Annotated in this window: 12 protein-coding genes; all 12 read left to right on the top strand. The window is 62.6% G+C overall.

Features of this window, described 5'->3' with window-relative positions:
- Positions 1-213: 213 nt before the first annotated feature.
- The 12 genes from flgF to IF103_RS16820 all read left to right on the top strand — a co-directional run bounded on the left by flgF (position 214) and on the right by IF103_RS16820 (position 16,121).
- Positions 214-954 (top strand): flagellar basal-body rod protein FlgF, encoded by a 741-nt coding sequence (flgF, locus tag IF103_RS16875; RefSeq protein ID WP_023381562.1) that lies wholly within the window; start codon positions 214-216, stop codon positions 952-954.
- 47 nt (positions 955-1,001) lie between these two features.
- A complete protein-coding gene (flgG, locus tag IF103_RS16870) occupies positions 1,002-1,787 on the top strand; it encodes a flagellar basal-body rod protein FlgG (protein WP_023381561.1) in 786 nt (261 codons plus the stop codon).
- A 53-nt stretch (positions 1,788-1,840) separates the two neighbouring features.
- On the top strand, positions 1,841-2,536 hold the full coding sequence (gene flgH, locus IF103_RS16865) for a flagellar basal body L-ring protein FlgH (protein ID WP_023381560.1): 696 nt from the start codon (positions 1,841-1,843) through the stop codon (positions 2,534-2,536).
- A 12-nt stretch (positions 2,537-2,548) separates the two neighbouring features.
- A complete protein-coding gene (locus IF103_RS16860; RefSeq protein WP_027908229.1) occupies positions 2,549-3,658 on the top strand; it encodes a flagellar basal body P-ring protein FlgI in 1,110 nt (369 codons plus the stop codon).
- Between the two features lie 12 nt (positions 3,659-3,670).
- Positions 3,671-4,840 (top strand): flagellar assembly peptidoglycan hydrolase FlgJ, encoded by a 1,170-nt coding sequence (gene flgJ, locus IF103_RS16855; RefSeq protein WP_023381558.1) that lies wholly within the window; start codon positions 3,671-3,673, stop codon positions 4,838-4,840.
- 12 nt (positions 4,841-4,852) lie between these two features.
- Positions 4,853-6,901: a flagellar hook-associated protein FlgK gene (gene flgK, locus IF103_RS16850; RefSeq protein ID WP_023381557.1), complete on the top strand. Its 2,049-nt coding sequence runs from the start codon at positions 4,853-4,855 to the stop codon at positions 6,899-6,901.
- A 13-nt stretch (positions 6,902-6,914) separates the two neighbouring features.
- Entirely contained in the window at positions 6,915-8,489 is a 1,575-nt protein-coding gene (locus tag IF103_RS16845) for a flagellar hook-associated protein 3 (protein WP_023381556.1), read from the top strand.
- 119 nt (positions 8,490-8,608) lie between these two features.
- Positions 8,609-12,190, top strand: coding sequence for a glycosyltransferase (locus tag IF103_RS16840; protein WP_202675501.1), 3,582 nt, complete (start codon positions 8,609-8,611; stop codon positions 12,188-12,190).
- 316 nt (positions 12,191-12,506) lie between these two features.
- Positions 12,507-13,280, top strand: a complete 774-nt coding sequence (gene rfbF, locus IF103_RS16835) for a glucose-1-phosphate cytidylyltransferase (RefSeq protein ID WP_023381554.1) — start codon at positions 12,507-12,509, stop codon at positions 13,278-13,280.
- Positions 13,262-14,344, top strand: a complete 1,083-nt coding sequence (gene rfbG / locus IF103_RS16830; RefSeq protein ID WP_023381553.1) for a CDP-glucose 4,6-dehydratase — start codon at positions 13,262-13,264, stop codon at positions 14,342-14,344. Before rfbF ends, rfbG begins: the two co-directional genes overlap by 19 nt.
- A complete protein-coding gene (locus tag IF103_RS16825; RefSeq protein WP_023381552.1) occupies positions 14,341-14,901 on the top strand; it encodes a dTDP-4-dehydrorhamnose 3,5-epimerase family protein in 561 nt (186 codons plus the stop codon). The genes rfbG and IF103_RS16825 overlap by 4 nt, the downstream gene beginning before the upstream one ends.
- Complete coding sequence (locus IF103_RS16820; protein ID WP_027908231.1) at positions 14,898-16,121, top strand: class I SAM-dependent methyltransferase; 1,224 nt, start codon at positions 14,898-14,900, stop codon at positions 16,119-16,121. The genes IF103_RS16825 and IF103_RS16820 overlap by 4 nt, the downstream gene beginning before the upstream one ends.
- Position 16,122: the final 1 nt, after the last annotated feature.

Below are 16,122 nucleotides of genomic sequence, written 5' to 3'. Positions count from 1 at the left end.
ATCTTGCCGGCGACGAGGTCTTAACAAGCCATCGTCTTTGCCGCCAGCGGCAACCCGGCGCCGGATAACCGACGTCAGTGCCGGTCACCAGCCCCTCGAAAGCCCGTATTCACGGGCTTTTTCACGATTTAAGAAAGTTGGTTCGGAACTTGCTTTAAAGCCTGCACAGCAACGGCGAGCGGCAAATGATCGCCAGTGCAGCGGAGGATGACTGTGGACAAGATGCTTTACGTGGCCATGACCGGCGCCAGCCAGAACGCGCTGGCGCAGAAGGCCCATGCCAACAACCTGGCGAACGTTTCCACCAACGGTTTCCAGCGTGACCTGGAGCAGGCGCGCTCGATGCCGGTGTTCGGTGACAGCTTTCCGGCGCGTGCGTTCGCGATGACCGAGCGTCCCGCGACCGACTTCAGCGAAGGACCGATGGTCGAGACTGGGCGTGAACTGGACGTGGCAGTCGCGGGGCAGGGCTTCATCGCCGTGCAGGCGCCAGATGGCAGCGAGGCTTACGTGCGCACCGGCAGCCTGAACATCGATGCGCTGGGCGTGCTGCGCGCCGGCAACGGTATGCCGGTGATCGGCAACGGTGGTCCGATCGCCATTCCGCCAGAGCAGAAGGTGGAAGTGGGCGCCGACGGCACCATCAGTATCCGTGCCATGGGTGAAGACCCCCGGGTGATGGCCGAGGTCGATCGCATCAAACTGGTCAACCCCGACACCAAGGGCCTGACCAAAGGCCTGGATGGCTTGATCCACACCCAGAATGGCCAGCCGGCCGACGCCGACGTCAATGTGCGCGTGGTGTCCGGTTTCCTGGAGGGCAGCAATGTCAATGCCGTCGAAGAAATGACTTCGGTGCTCGCGCTGTCCCGTCAATTCGAACTGCACGTCAAGATGATGAACGCGGCCAAGGAAGGCGATGAAGCCATGGCGCGTGTTTTGCAAATCGGCTAATCACATTTGAAAGGGTGCCGTAAAACAGGCGCACGAGGAGAACACTGATGCTTCCGGCTCTTTGGGTCGCTAAAACCGGCCTGTCCGCCCAGGACACCAACCTGACCGTCATTTCCAACAACCTGGCCAACGTCTCGACCACCGGCTTCAAGCGTGATCGCGCCGAGTTCCAGGACTTGCTCTACCAGATCAAGCGTCAGCCGGGCGCGCAGTCCACCCAGGACAGCGAACTGCCGTCGGGTCTGCAGGTCGGTACCGGTGTGCGCATCGTCGGCACCCAGAAGAACTTCCAGACCGGTAGTCTGCAGACCACCGAGAACCCGTTGGACATCGCCGTCAACGGCCGTGGTTTCTTCCAGATCCTGCAACCCGATGGCACCGTTTCCTATACCCGTGACGGTACCTTCCACCTGAACTCTGATGGTCAGGTCGTCAACGCCGATGGCCTGGCGCTGGAGCCGGCCATCGTCGTGCCAAACGACGCCCAGACCTTCACCGTCGGCCAGGACGGCACCGTGTCGATCACCACCGCCGGCAACCCGGCCGCCCAGGTCATCGGCAACATTCAGACCGCTGACTTCATCAACCCGGCCGGCCTGCAGGCGATGGGCAACAACCTGTTCCTGGAGACCGCCGCCAGTGGCGCCCCACAGGTGGGTACCCCAGGCCTGAACGGTTTCGGTACCACCTTGCAGCAGACCTTGGAGAACTCCAACGTCAGCACCGTGGAAGAGCTGGTGAACATGATCACCACCCAGCGCGCCTACGAGATGAACTCCAAGGTCATCTCCACTGCCGACCAGATGCTGTCGTTCGTCACTCAGCAGCTGTAACGCCGGCTTCTGGTTCCTAGCTCCTAGTTCAGTTGCAGCATGAGGTAAGTGTCATGAATCGTTTGTTGTCCGTTTTCGCCCTGGGGGGGGCGGTGTTGATGGCAGGTTGTGTCGCTCCGACACCCAAGCCCAACGACCCGTACTACGCGCCGGTCCTGCCGCGCACCCCGTTGCCGGCAGCGGCCAACAACGGTTCGATCTACCAGGCGGGCTTCGATCAGAACCTGTACAGCGACCGCAAGGCGTTCCGGGTCGGTGACATCATCACCATCACCCTCAACGAACGCACCTCGGCCAGCAAGAACGCAGGTTCCCAGATTCAGAAGAACAGCAATGCCAACATTGGCCTGACCTCGCTGTTCGGGACCACGCCCAATACCAACAACCCGTTCGGTGGTGGCGACCTTTCCCTCGAGGCGGGCTACAGCGGTGAGCGTGCCACCAAGGGCGATAGCAAGGCCACCCAGGGCAACACCCTGACCGGTTCGATCACTGTCACCGTCGCCGACGTGCTGCCCAATGGCATCATCGCCGTGCGCGGCGAGAAGTGGATGACCCTGAACACCGGCGAGGAACTGGTGCGCATTGCGGGCTTGGTCCGTGCTGACGATATCGCCACCGACAACACCGTGCCGTCGACCCGTGTGGCCGATGCGCGCATCACCTATTCGGGCACCGGCTCCTTCGCCGATGCCAGTCAGCCGGGCTGGCTGGATCGCTTCTTCGTCAGCCCGCTCTGGCCCTTCTGAGTGCGGATGACCATGTTCAACGTAAGGCAGCTGCTTGCCGCGACCCTGCTTCTGTCCTGCACCTTCGGTGCCCATGCCGAACGCCTGAAGGATATCGCCAGCATTTCTGGCGTGCGCTCCAACCAGTTGATCGGCTACGGCCTGGTGGTGGGGCTCAACGGTACGGGTGACCAGACCACCCAGACCCCGTTCACCCTGCAGACCTTCAACAACATGCTGTCGCAGTTCGGCATCAAGGTGCCGGCCGGTTCCGGCAACGTACAGCTCAAGAACGTTGCCGCGGTGTCGGTGCATGCCGACCTGCCGGCCTTCGCCAAGCCCGGCCAGGTAGTGGATATCACCGTCTCGTCCATTGGTAACTCCAAGAGCCTGCGTGGCGGAAGCCTGTTGATGACGCCGCTCAAGGGTATCGACGGCAACGTCTATGCCGTCGCCCAGGGCAATCTGGTGGTGGGCGGTTTCGATGCCGAAGGGCGTGATGGTTCGAAGATTACCGTCAACGTTCCGTCGGCCGGCCGTATTCCTGGTGGTGCTACCGTCGAGCGGGCGGTACCCAGTGGTTTCAACCAGGGCAACAGCCTTACCTTGAACCTCAATCGCCCGGACTTCACTACGGCCAAGCACATCGTCGACAAGGTCAACGACCTGCTCGGCCCAGGCGTGGCCCAGGCAATCGATGGCGGCTCGGTGCGGGTCACCGCGCCGATGGACCCGAGCCAGCGTGTCGATTACCTGTCGATTCTAGAGAACCTTGAGATCGACCCAGGCCAGGCCGTGGCCAAGGTCATCATCAATTCGCGTACCGGTACCATCGTCATCGGCCAGAACGTGAAGGTTTCACCTGCCGCCGTGACCCACGGCAGCCTCACCGTGACCATTACCGAAGACCCGATCGTCAGTCAGCCGGGGCCGTTCTCCAATGGCCAGACTGCCGTTGTGCCGCGCTCGAAGGTCAATGCGCAGCAGGAAGCCAAGCCGATGTTCAAGTTCGGCCCGGGTACCACGCTGGATGAAATCGTGCGTGCAGTGAATCAGGTGGGCGCTGCGCCCAGCGACCTGATGGCCATCCTCGAAGCACTGAAGCAGGCCGGCGCCTTGCAAGCCGACCTGATCGTCATCTGAGGACGCCGACTGATGAATACCAAAGTTTCCAGCGGTGCCGACAGCGGTGCGTACACCGACCTCAATCGTCTCAATTCGCTCAAGCATGGCGATCGTGACAGCGACGCCAACGTGCGCAAGGTGGCCCAGGAGTTCGAGTCGCTGTTCATCAGTGAGATGCTCAAAGCCTCGCGCAAGGCCAGCGATGTGCTGGCCGACGACAACCCGATGAATTCCGAGACGGTCAAGCAGTACCGTGACATGTACGACCAGCAGTTGGCCGTGAGCATGTCCCGCGAGGGTGGAGGTATCGGCCTGCAGGACGTGCTGGTTCGCCAGTTGTCGAAGAACAAGGCCGCGCCGGCCAACACCAGCCCATTCCCGCGCATCGACGGCCACGCCCCGGCCTTGTGGGGCAACAAAGTGGCCGAGCCTGTGCACGCGACCCAGTCGACCGCCACGCGCAATGATGTGGCCGCGCTCAATTCGCGGCGCCTGGCGCTACCGAGCAAGCTCACCGATCGCCTGCTGGCCGGTATCGTGCCATCGGCAGGCAACGCCGCGGCAACCACCAATACCGCTGCGGTGCCACCCCGTGAAGGGCAGGTGGTAGCAGGTGCTGCGCAGACCTTCGCCGCGCCCGAGCGTGGCATGCGCATCCTGGGCCGCGCCGTGGCGCAGCCGCCGCTTGCGCCGAAAAAAGCCTTCGCCGACAGCGACGCCTTCGTCGCCACCATGCTGCCGATGGCCGAGCAGGCTGCCAAGCGCATTGGCGTCGACCCCCGTTACCTGGTCGCCCAGGCAGCCTTGGAAACCGGTTGGGGCAAATCGGTCATGCGCAACAGTGACGGCACCAGCAGCCATAACCTGTTCGGCATCAAGGCGACCGGCAACTGGGAAGGTGGCGAGGCGAGGGCGATCACCAGCGAGTTCCGTGACGGCAAGTTCGTCAAGGAGACGGCAGCGTTCCGTTCCTACGACTCTTACCAGGACAGTTTCCATGATCTGGTCAGCTTGTTGCAGAACAATTCCCGCTATCAAGAAGCGGTGAAGTCTGCCGATAAGCCAGAACAGTTCGTGCGAGAGCTGCAGAAGGCCGGTTACGCCACCGACCCGGAATACGCCAGCAAGATCTCGCAGATCGCAAGACAGATGAAGTCGTACGAGAGCTATGCATCGCTCGGTAACACAACGAAACTTTAAGGGCAGGAAACCATGGCGAGTTTGATCAATATTGGCATGTCGGGGCTGTCGGCCTCCCAGGCGGGCCTGCATACCACCGGTAACAACATCGCCAACGCCGATGTCGCCGGCTACTCTCGCCAGCAGAATGTTCAGCGGTCCAAGGGTTCGCTCCAGGAAGGCCAGGTGTTCATGGGCACCGGGACAACACTGGCGGACGTGCGCCGGGTGTACAACGCCTTCCTCGATGCGCAACTGCAGACCGCCACGTCGCTCAACAGCGACAGCACTGCCTACCTGAATCAGGTCACGCCGCTCAACAACCTGTTGTCCGACAGCAACACCGGTATTACCGGAGCGCTGACCAACTTCTTCTCCGCCCTGCAGAGCGCTGCCAACAAGCCGACCGAAGACGCTTCCCGCCAGCTGTTGCTGAGCAATGCCGACGCGCTCGCCAACCGCTTCAACAGCCTGGCCGCGCAGTTCAAGGAGCAGAATACCAACATCAACGGCAGCCTCAGCTCGATGACGGCGCGGATCAACGAGCTGACCTCCAGCATTGCCCAGTACAACGAGCAGATTTCCAAGGTCTCGGCGGTCACCGGCCAGCCGAACGACCTGCTCGACCAGCGTAACGAAGCCGTCCGCCAGCTCAACGAATTGGTGGGTGTGCAAGCTGTCGAGCGTGACGGCAGCATCGACGTTTACCTGAAGAACGGCCAGTCGCTGGTGTTGGGCAAGACCACCAACAAGATGAGCGCCGAGCCAAGCGCCACCGACCCGACCCAGTATTCGATCAAGCTCGACCGTGGTAGCACCACCATGGACGTCACCAGTAGCATCACGGGCGGCGAAATGGGCGGTCTGCTGCGTTATCGCAGCGAGACCCTGGCGCCGGCCATGAACGAACTGGGCCGCATCGCGCTGGTGGTGTCGCAGCAAATCAACTCGCAGCTCGGCCAGGGTATCGACAAGAACGGAGAGTTCGGTGCCGCGCTGTTCAACGACCTGAACAGCGACAAGGCGATGTCCGCACGCAGCACGCCCAAGGTGGGCAACTCGGGCTCCGCCGACCTGAACGTGGTCATCCGCGATACTGGCAAGCTGAGCACCAGCGATTACCAGGTGACCTTCGTCGGGCCGACCGCCGACAAGTACCAGGTCAAGAAGCTGCCCGATGGCACCGACATGGGCACCTACAGCACCAACGACGACCCGGCCCCTGTGATCGATGGCTTCAGCATCGACCTCAAGAGCGGTACCGCGGCGGTGGGCGATAGCTTCAAGATCACCCCGACCCGCAATGCTGCGGCGGAAATCGACGTGGTGCTTACCGACGCCAAGCGCCTGGCCCTGGCCGCGCCGCTGACCGCGACGTCCGGTAGCGGCAATACCGGTACCGGTGTGATCGCTCAACCTGTCCTGACCTCGGTGCTGGATATCGCCGACCCGACCCAGCGCCTTGAGTTGCAGACCGGCATCAAGTATTCCACGCCGGTGCGCCTGGTGTTCGGTGATGAAACCACCTCGCCGCAAACCTATGAAGCGTTCGATGCCAAGGGCAACAGCATCGGCACCGGCACCTTCGTTCCGGGGCAGAACAACACCCTGAAGTTCGATGTGCCGATGATCGACTCCGCGGGCAACCCGATCACCGACGGCAGTGGTGTGCAGAAAACCTTCAGCTTCGAGATGGATGTCGCCGGTTCGCCCAAGCAAGGCGACAGCTACACCGTCTCGCTGACCGGCGCAGGTTCTTCGGACAACCGCAATGCGCTGTCCCTGCAGGAGCTGCAGACCAAGCAGACCATGGACATCGGTTCGACCAAGGGCATCAGCATCACCGACGCCTACGGCAAACTGGTGGAAAGCGTCGGTGCCCAGGCCAAGCAAGGCCAGATGGACAGCGAGGCAACCGGTGTCATCCTGACCCAGGCGACCGGTGCCCGTGATTCCTTGTCTGGTGTGCAGCTCGACGAAGAGGCCGGCAACCTGGTCAAGTACCAGCAGTACTACACGGCCTCTTCGCAGATCATCAAAGCTGCTCAGGAAATCTTCAACACCTTGATCGCCGCGCTTTAAGGAGTATTGATCCATGCGTATTTCCACGGCCCAGTTCTACCAGTCCAGCGCGGCGAACTACCAGCGCAACTATGCCAACCTGATCAAGACCAACGAGGAGGCCAGCTCCTTCGTTCGAGTCAACACCGCCGCCGATGACCCGGTGGGTGCCGCACGTCTGCTGCAACTGGGCAACCAGGCGGACATGCTGGCGCAGTACAAGACCAACGCGACCAACATCACCAACTCGTTGAACCAGGCCGAAACCACGCTCAACTCGATCAACACGATCCTGACGCGGGTCAACGAGCTGGCGCTCGAGTCGGGGAACGCCGGCTACACCGATACCGAGCGCAAGGCCAAGGCAGCCGAGCTGAGTCAGCTGGAAGACCAGCTGTTGAGTTTGATGAACAGCCGTGACGAGAACGGTCAGTACCTGTTCGCTGGCTCCAAGACCGACACCGCGCCATTCGTACGCAATGCCGATGGCACCTACAGCTACCAGGGCGACCAGACCCAGCTTGAACTGCAGGTCGGCGACATGCTCAAGATGGCTGGCAACAGCACCGGCTACAGCGTGTTCGAACAGGCGCTCAATACCAGTCGTACCCAGACCACCATGACCAACCCGGTGGTGGATGATGGGCGTGTGAAGCTGTCCAACGGCCAGGTGTCCGGCAGCGTGACCTACAATGACCGTTTCCGTAGCGGCCAGCCGTATACCATCACCATGCTCAGCAGTACGCAGTACAGCATCACTGACAGTCTGGGCAACGACGTGACCGCCGAAGCCACCCAGGGCGGCACCTTCGATCCGAACACCGCAGGTGGTTCGATGATCAGCTTCCGTGGGGTCGACTTGCGCCTGAACATCAATCTTCAGGACGGCGACGTTCCGGACACGGCGGTGGCGGGTCATACCTTCACCTTGCAGAGCAAGCCTGACACCATCACGGCCACTCGCAGCCCGGGCAACTCTTCCAGCGCCCAGGTGTCTTCCGTCAGCGTCACCGACCCGGCCAAGTACCAGGCCATGTTCCCCAGCGGCGGCGCGGTGATCAAGTTCACCAGCGCCACGGATTTCGAGCTGTATGCCCAGCCGCTGACCGCCGACAGCCGCCCGGTGGCCAGTGGCACCATGGCGGGTAACGTCGCCTCGGCCGCGGGGGTCGATTTCACCTTCACCACGACGCCGCCGCAGCAGTCCGGCGACCAGTACATGGTGAATGTCGACAACCACCAGACCCAGAACGTGCTGGACACCGTTGCCCAGCTGCGCACGGCCTTGAGCAAGCCGATCGACGGCGACAACGCGGCCTACCAGCAACTGCGTGCCGACCTGGACTCGGCCATTGCCAACATCCAGAGTGGTCAGGATCAGCTGAACCGCTCGGTCACCGATATCGGTGCGCGGGGCAAGGCGCTGGAAATCCAGCAGAACACCAACGAGAGCCTGGGTATCGCCAATACCACCACGCAATCGTCGATCCGCGATTCCGACCCTGCCACCGTGCTGGTTCGCCTGACCCAACAGAAGACCATGCTCGAAGCGTCCCAGGCAGCCTTCGCGCGTATCAGCCAACTGAGCCTGTTCAACGCTATCGGTTGATCAAGCCCGCCGCCTGCTGCGCCACCCGCCAGGGGTGAGCGCAGCAGGCGCGCTGTTTTTCCCGTGTTGTCGACTGTTCTGAATTCCCTGCGGGCAGTCATCGGTCGAGAGATTCCCCCGTGAACCCAGTCCCTCTAGTCAGCCTCGTCATCCCTGCCTGCAATCCTGATTACTTCCGAGCGGCCTTGGTCAGTGCCTTGGCTCAGGACTACGACAACCTCGAGGTCATTGTCTGCGACGACAGCCGTGGGGCGCAGATCGAGGCGGTGGTCGAGGAGATGCGCAGCCTGGCGCGTCACCCGCTGGTCTATGTACGCAACCGGCAGCCACTGGGTTTTGCCGGGAACCTGCAGCTTGGGCTAGAGCAAAGTCAGGGGCAGTACATCAAGTTCCTCTGTGACGATGACCGCCTGATGGCCGATTGCGTGTCCAACCAGGTACGCCTGTTCGAAGCTCATGACGATGTCAGTCTGGTCGCGGCCAGACGTTATCTGGTGGATGCCGAAGATCACATCTTGCCGCAGCGTCTGGAGACCAGCCCGGTTACCTTTGGCGATACCCTGTTCAATGGCGACGACCTGCTGGATTTTTTCGAGACCCGTCAACTCAATTTCATCGGCGGACTGAGCAGCGTGCTGCTGCGCGCCAGTGATCTGCGCGAACTGCTGCCGGCGCTGGCACCGGGCTTCGTGGCCCTGCTCGACTTCGTCCTGTTCGTGTGCCTGCTGCGCCGAGGGCACCTGGGCGTCACCGCCGGGGTACATTGTGTGGAGCGGGTTCATCCCGACCAGCTGCGTCGCCAGGATCATGTGAAGGCCGCGGCTGTTCAGGAAGCGCAGCACCTGCGTGACATGTTCGCGGCACGCACCGCCGAGCGCGAGCCGTTCTCCGGTTGGGTACGGGTGCAGATCCTGCACCCGGACGAACGTGCTGGTCAGCGTACCTGGGAAAACCTGTTCCTTGTCCACACCTTGCGCTGTCTTCAGGCAATTCACGAGTCCCATGTCGGCAGTGACAGCGACAGTTTTGCCGAGCTTTATGGCAAATGGTTGGCCTGCCGCCAGGACCCTCTGGTGCTGGCGCGGCTGATGCGCCTGAGCGAGCACTGGCCGACGCGCCCGCGCATCGTGCCGGTGGTGATCGACCGCGAGGGCGATGCCCAGGCCCTGCAAGTGACCCTGGACAGTATCGCGCATCAGTCCTATGGCGCCGATACCACCCTGGTTCTGTCCAGCGCGCCTACGGCGGTACTGCAGGATGGCCGGGTGATCGGCCAGCTGTTGCAGGCTGATTGGGCCGAGCAGTTGAACGGCCTGGTCGACCAGCTGGAGGGCGTGGACTGGATCTACCTGCTGCGCGCCGGTGATCGGCTCAATGCGTTCAGTCTGATGCTGCTGGCCGAACGGATCGTCGCTCGTCCACAAATGGCCTGCTGCTACGGCGATGAGGGTAGTCTTCGGGAGGGGGTCTCAGCGGAACCTGTATTCAAGCCCGACTTCAACCTCGACCTGATGCGCGGCTACCCCTACACCGGTCGCATGCTGGCGTACTCCCGTGAGGCCATTCGAACGCTGGGTGGTTTTGCCGCGGGTTACCGCGAGCTGGCGCCCCACGATTTGCTCTGGCGCCTGGTGGAAAGCCGTGGCCCGCAGACCATCGAGCACATTCCAGAAGTCCTGGCTGAAACCACGTTGAGCTATGCCGCCTGGTTGTCCTCGACGGACGTGATCGAGGAAAATCCTCGCCTGCTCGATGCGCACCTCAAGCGATTGGGCGTGGCCTATCGGTTACAGAATGACGGCGGCGCGATCAACCATGTGCGTTACCTGCATGCCACGCAGCCATTGGTGAGCCTGGTGATCAGTGCCCGGGATCAATTGCCAGCGCTCGAGCGTTGCCTGGAGAGCGTGCTGGAGAAGACCGCCTACAGCCACTACGAAGTGCTGATCGTCGATAATGCCAGCCAGGGCGCCGACACCCATGCCTGGCTGGCAGCCCTGCAGCAGATGGGCCGCGACAAGTTACGGGTGCTGAAGCTGGAAGAGGAAACCAGCTTCGCGACTGTGCAGAACCTGGCCGCGCAACATGCCCGTGGCGACTACCTGCTGATGTTGAGTCCGTTCGTCGTTGCCACCGAGCCAGACTGGCTCGATGCGTTGCTCAGTCACGGGCAGCGCCATGAAGTCGGCGCGGTGGGTGCCAAGTTGTGCAATGGCCACGGCCTTGTCGTCCATGCCGGTGGCGTGCTTGGCCTGCGTGGAGCGGTGGGTTCGCCATTCGTCGGTGAGCCGATGGAGGCGGGCGGTTACATGCAGCGCTTGCAGGTGGCGCAGAATTATTCAGTTGTCGGCGCCGATTGCCTGCTGGTGCGCAAGCAGCTCTTTATCGAACTGGGAGGGCTCGACGACAGCGTCTTCGACCTGGCGTTCAGCGATGTCGACCTGGGGCTGCGGTTGGGCAAGGCTGGTTACCTGGTGGTCTGGGCGCCGGATGCCCGGCTGGTGCTCGACCCTCCGCCAGCGGCGGCGGTCGACCCGCAGCGCGAAGCTGAGCGCCAGGCTCGGCTGGCGGAACAGCATGATGCCTTCTTCCGCGCCTGGATGCCGGTCGTGGCGCGCGACCCGGCCTACAACATCAACCTGTCACTCAATGGTTCGAGCTTCTGCCTGGACCCGGGCCTCAAGGCGGCCTGGACGCCCTTCGTCGGTCGCCCATTGCCCCATGTGCTGGCCTTGCCGATGAACAAGACGGCGGTTGGGCATTATCGGGTAATCCAGCCGGTGGTAGAGCTGGAGAAGGCCGGCTGGGTCACCCAGCAGCAGTATTTCGAGATCCCGACCAACGTCGAGTTGGAGCGCTGCTCGCCAGATGTCGCGATTCTGCAAGGGCGTTACACGGAAGGTTTCGTCAAGGAAATCGAACGGCTCAAGACCTTCTCCAAGGGCTTCTGCATCTATGAACTGGACGACTACGTGATCAACGTGCCGAAGAAGAATGGTCACCTCAAGCACACGCCCAAGGATCTGGAAAGATCGCTGCGTCGAGGTATCGAGCGTTGTGACCGCCTCGTGGTGTCGACCCAGGCCCTGGCGGATGCGCTGCATGACACCCACAGTGATATCCGGGTGATGCCGAACATGCTTGCCGAGCAGCTCTGGACCGGCTTGCGCAGCCACCGTCGCACCTCGCGCAAGCCGCGGGTAGGTTGGGGTGGTGGCACCAGCCACACAGGTGACCTGGAGGTGATTGCCGATGTGGTCAAGACCTTGGCGAACGAGGTCGACTGGGTGTTCTTCGGCATGTGTCCGCCCGCGTTGCGGCCGTACATCAGCGAGTTCCATCCGCCGGTACCGCTGGAGCTGTACCCGGCCAAGCTCGCCAGCCTGAACCTGGACCTGGCCCTGGCGCCGTTGGAGTACCACATTTTCAACGACTGCAAGAGCAACCTGCGCCTGCTTGAGTACGGCGCCTGTGGGTACCCGGTGATCGTCACCGACACCCGCGCCTACGAAGGCTACCTGCCGTGCACGCGAATCAAGACCAACAGCACGGCGGAATGGCTGGAGGCGATTCGCATGCACCTGGCCGACCCGGACGAGAGTTTCCGCATGGGTGACCGACTGAAGCAGGAAGTGCTGCGTGACTATGTGCTGCGTGAAGAGCATGTGCAGCATTGGTACAGCGGGTGGATGCCAGGCTGATCGAGGCTTTCCAGGGCTGTTCGCGGATGGCGTGGCGTCTGCGAACAGCTCGCCATCTGCGCAGGTTAGGCTCTGTACGAAAAGCCTAGATACTCGGTGATGCTGCGTTGAAGACAGCCTCGGAATGCTCATTTACAACCCGTAAACTCCGCTTCCTCGGCTGTTTTCGCCTTGCCTGGGCTTCGTCTCAAGACTTTCCACACGGAGCCTAGGGTGAAAGACGCCATTTGGCGCGTTTCCTGCAAGTCCCCCGTCATATCGCCATAAATCGTGCAGCCACACGACCCATGGCCGGTGACGAACAAGAGGGGACTACATGAAGGCGGTAATTCTGGCGGGTGGACTGGGCACGCGTATCAGCGAAGAGTCCCACCTCAAGCCAAAGCCCATGATCGAGATCGGTGGAAAGCCAATTCTCTGGCACATCATGAAGCAGTACTCGGCCCACGGCATCCACGATTTCGTGATCTGCCTGGGCTACAAGGGGTACGCGATCAAGGATTTCTTCGCCAACTACTTCCTGCACACCTCGGACGTCACCTTCGACATGCGCGCCAACCGCATGGACGTACACCAGAACTACAGCGAGCCATGGCGGGTCACCCTGGTCGACACCGGTGAGGAGACCATGACCGGTGGTCGCCTGCGCCGCGCAGCGCGCTACCTGGAGGGCGAAGAAGCGTTCTGCTTCACCTATGGTGACGGCGTCTCGGACCTGAATATCGGCGCCCTGGTCGATTTCCACCTGGCCCACGGCAAGCTGGCCACCGTCACCGCCGTACAGCCCCCAGGACGCTATGGTGCACTGGCGCGCGATGGCGACCGGGTCAGCGGTTTCGTCGAGAAGCCCCGTGGCGACGGCGGCTGGATCAACGGTGGCTTCTTCGTGCTCTCGCCCAAGGTGCTTGGCTACATCGCCGATGACCAGACCTCCTGGGAATCCGAACCGCTCGCGCGGCTGGCTGCCGAGTCGCAGTTGCACGCCTTCCAGCACGATGGCTTTTGGCATCCGATGGATACGTTGCGCGACAAGAACCACTTGGAACACCTCTGGCAGAACGGGGAGGCACCATGGAAACAGTGGGCCTGAACCCAGCGTTCTGGCAGGGCAAGCGTGTCCTGCTGACCGGTCACACCGGCTTCAAGGGCAGTTGGCTTGCGCTCTGGCTGCGTGAGCTGGGCGCGCAGGTCACGGGTTTCGCCCTGGACCCTGGCAGCGAACCCAGTCTGTTCGAGTTGGCCCGGGTCGGCAGCGATATCACTGATGTGCGCGGCGACCTGCGTGACTTGGCGGCGTTGCTTGAAGTCGTGGCCGAAGTGCAGCCTGAAATCGTCCTGCATCTGGCGGCGCAGCCGCTGGTGCGCGAAGCCTACCGGGACCCGCTGGGCACCTATTCCAGCAATGTCATGGGCACCCTCAACCTGCTGGAAGCCGTGCGCCAGGTTGGTGGAGTGCGCGCCTGCGTGCTGGTGACCACCGACAAGGTCTACGCCAACCAGGAATGGCCGTGGCCGTACCGCGAGAACGAAGCCCTCGGCGGGCACGACCCCTACAGCAGCAGCAAAGCCTGCTGCGAGCTGCTGGCACAATCCTATGCCGCCTCGTTCTTCCCGGCGGCCAAGCACGCCGAACACGGCCTGGCCCTGGCGACCGCCCGCGCCGGTAACGTGTTGGGCGGTGGCGATTTCGCCGCCGACCGCTTGGTCCCCGATGTGCTGAAGGCTTGGTCAGCAGGTGAGCCGGTAACCCTGCGCTATCCCCACGCCGTGCGCCCCTGGCAGCACGCGCTGGAGCCACTGGCCGGCTACCTGCTTCTGGCCGAGCGCCTGTACCAGGAAGGCCCGGCCTATGCTGGCGCCTGGAACTTCGGGCCAGGCGAGCAGGACATGTGCAGCGTTGGCGAAGTGGTCAATTACCTTGCCCGCCAATGGCCCGAAGCGCCTGGGCTGCAGGTGGAGCCGAGCGAGCTGCACGAGGCCGGCCTGCTGCGCCTGGACAGCTCCCGCGCCCGCCAGGTGCTGGGGTGGCGCACGCGCTGGACGTTGCGCGAGTGCCTTGGTCACACCCTCGACTGGCACCTTGCCTGGCAGCGCGGCGAAAACATGCGTGCCTTCACCCTCGACCAGCTGAACCTGTATGCGGAGCTGTCGTGACTGATCTGCGACTGCAAGCCTTGCCCCTCGACGGCCTGTTCAGCGTCCAGCACAAGCGTCATGGCGACGCGCGTGGCCAGTTCGCCAGGCTGTTCTGCGAAACCAGCCTGGGCGAGCTGGGCACACCGTTCCAGGTGCGTCAGATCAACCACTCGCACACCCTCGGTCAGGGCAGCGTACGTGGCCTCCACTACCAGCTTGGCGATACCCCGGAAGCCAAACTGATCACCTGCCTGCGCGGTGAAGTCTGGGACGTGGCCGTGGACCTGCGCCAGGGTTCGCCCACCTTCCTGCAGTGGCACGCCGAGCACCTGCGTGCCGGCGATGGCCGCAGCCTGTTGATCCCAGCGGGCTTTGCCCATGGCTTCCAGGTGCTGAGCGAGGAAGCCGAACTGCTTTACCTGCACAGCGCCGACTATGCGCCAGGACGCGAAGGCGGGTTGTCGGTGCACGATCCGAAACTGGCCATCGCCTGGCCGCTGCCTGTCAAGAATCTGTCAGCCAGGGATGCCGAGCACCCCTGGCTGACCCCATCGTTCACCGGAGTATGTCCATGAACTGCCGTGGCTGTGGTACCTGCCTGAGCCTGCCCCTGATCGACCTTGGCACCGCGCCGCCGTCCAATGCCTACCTGCGCGCCGAGCAGTTGGCCGCGGCCGAGGCCTGGGTGCCGTTGAAAGTGGCGGTGTGCGAGCAGTGCTGGCTGGTGCAGACCGAGGATTACACACGCGCCGATGCATTGTTCGATGCCGACTACGCCTATTTCAGCTCCTATTCGAGCTCCTGGCTTGCTCATGCCCGCGACTACGTGGGGCAGATGGTCGAGCGCTTTGGGCTGACCACGCACAGCCGTGTAGTGGAAATCGCCGCCAACGATGGTTATCTGCTGCAATATGTAGCCGAGCGCGGCATTCCTTGCCTGGGTGTGGAACCCACCCGCAGCACTGCCCAGGCAGCACGCGACAAGGGGCTGGAGATCCGTGAAGTGTTCTTCGGCCAGCAAGCCGCCCGCGAGCTGGTCAAGGAAGGCTGGTCGGCCGACCTCATGGCAGCCAACAACGTGTTGGCCCATGTGCCGGACATCAACGATTTCCTGAGCGGTTTCGCCACCCTGCTCAAGCCAGGCGGCGTGGCCACTTTCGAGTTTCCACACCTGCTCTGCCTGATGGCCGAGCATCAGTTCGACACCCTGTACCACGAGCACTATTCGTACCTGTCGCTGACTGCGGTGAATACCTTGTGCGCGCGCAACGGCCTTGAGATCTTCGATGTCAGCGAACTGCCCACCCATGGCGGTTCGCTGCGCGTGTTCGCGCAGCGCGCTGGTGGCCCGCAGGTGCGCCAGCCCAGCGTCGATGACCTGCTCGGCATCGAGGCGGGTGTGGGTGTGAGTACGGCGGCGTTCTACAGCACCCTGGCGCCTGCGGCCGAACGCATCAAGCACCAGCTGTTGCGCTTCCTGCTGCAGGCCAAGGCCGAAGGCAAGCGCGTGGTCGGCTATGGCGCAGCTGCCAAGGGCAATACCTTGTTCAACTACGCCGGGGTCAAGCCTGATCTGCTGGCCTGGGTCGCCGACGCCAACCCGCACAAGCAGGGCAAGTTCCTGCCAGGTAGTCGGATTCCAGTGGTTGCCCCTGAGCGCCTGGCCATCGAACAGCCCGATTACGTGCTGGTACTGCCCTGGAACCTGCTCAAGGAGATCAGCGAGCAGCAGGCGCAAGTCCATGAATGGGGTGGGCGGTTTGTCATCGCCGTGCCGGAGCTGACCATCCTGTGAG

The organism is Pseudomonas sp. SK2, assembly GCF_016772395.1.
Taxonomy (GTDB): domain Bacteria; phylum Pseudomonadota; class Gammaproteobacteria; order Pseudomonadales; family Pseudomonadaceae; genus Aquipseudomonas; species Aquipseudomonas taiwanensis.
The sequence above is the reverse complement of the archived record's forward strand: the minus strand, read 5'-3'. Positions and strand labels throughout refer to the sequence as shown.

Excerpts from the sequence above, each read along its gene's own strand:
- rfbF (WP_023381554.1), top strand. The coding sequence starts at position 12,507 with ATGAAGGCGGTAATTCTGGCGGGTGGACTGGGCACGCGTATCAGCGAA.
- IF103_RS16820 (WP_027908231.1), top strand. The coding sequence starts at position 14,898 with ATGAACTGCCGTGGCTGTGGTACCTGCCTGAGCCTGCCCCTGATCGAC.
- flgK (WP_023381557.1), top strand. The coding sequence starts at position 4,853 with ATGGCGAGTTTGATCAATATTGGCATGTCGGGGCTGTCGGCCTCCCAG.
- flgG (WP_023381561.1), top strand. The coding sequence starts at position 1,002 with ATGCTTCCGGCTCTTTGGGTCGCTAAAACCGGCCTGTCCGCCCAGGAC.
- flgJ (WP_023381558.1), top strand. The coding sequence starts at position 3,671 with ATGAATACCAAAGTTTCCAGCGGTGCCGACAGCGGTGCGTACACCGAC.
- IF103_RS16860 (WP_027908229.1), top strand. The coding sequence starts at position 2,549 with ATGTTCAACGTAAGGCAGCTGCTTGCCGCGACCCTGCTTCTGTCCTGC.
- flgH (WP_023381560.1), top strand. The coding sequence starts at position 1,841 with ATGAATCGTTTGTTGTCCGTTTTCGCCCTGGGGGGGGCGGTGTTGATG.
- rfbG (WP_023381553.1), top strand. The coding sequence starts at position 13,262 with ATGGAAACAGTGGGCCTGAACCCAGCGTTCTGGCAGGGCAAGCGTGTC.
- IF103_RS16845 (WP_023381556.1), top strand. The coding sequence starts at position 6,915 with ATGCGTATTTCCACGGCCCAGTTCTACCAGTCCAGCGCGGCGAACTAC.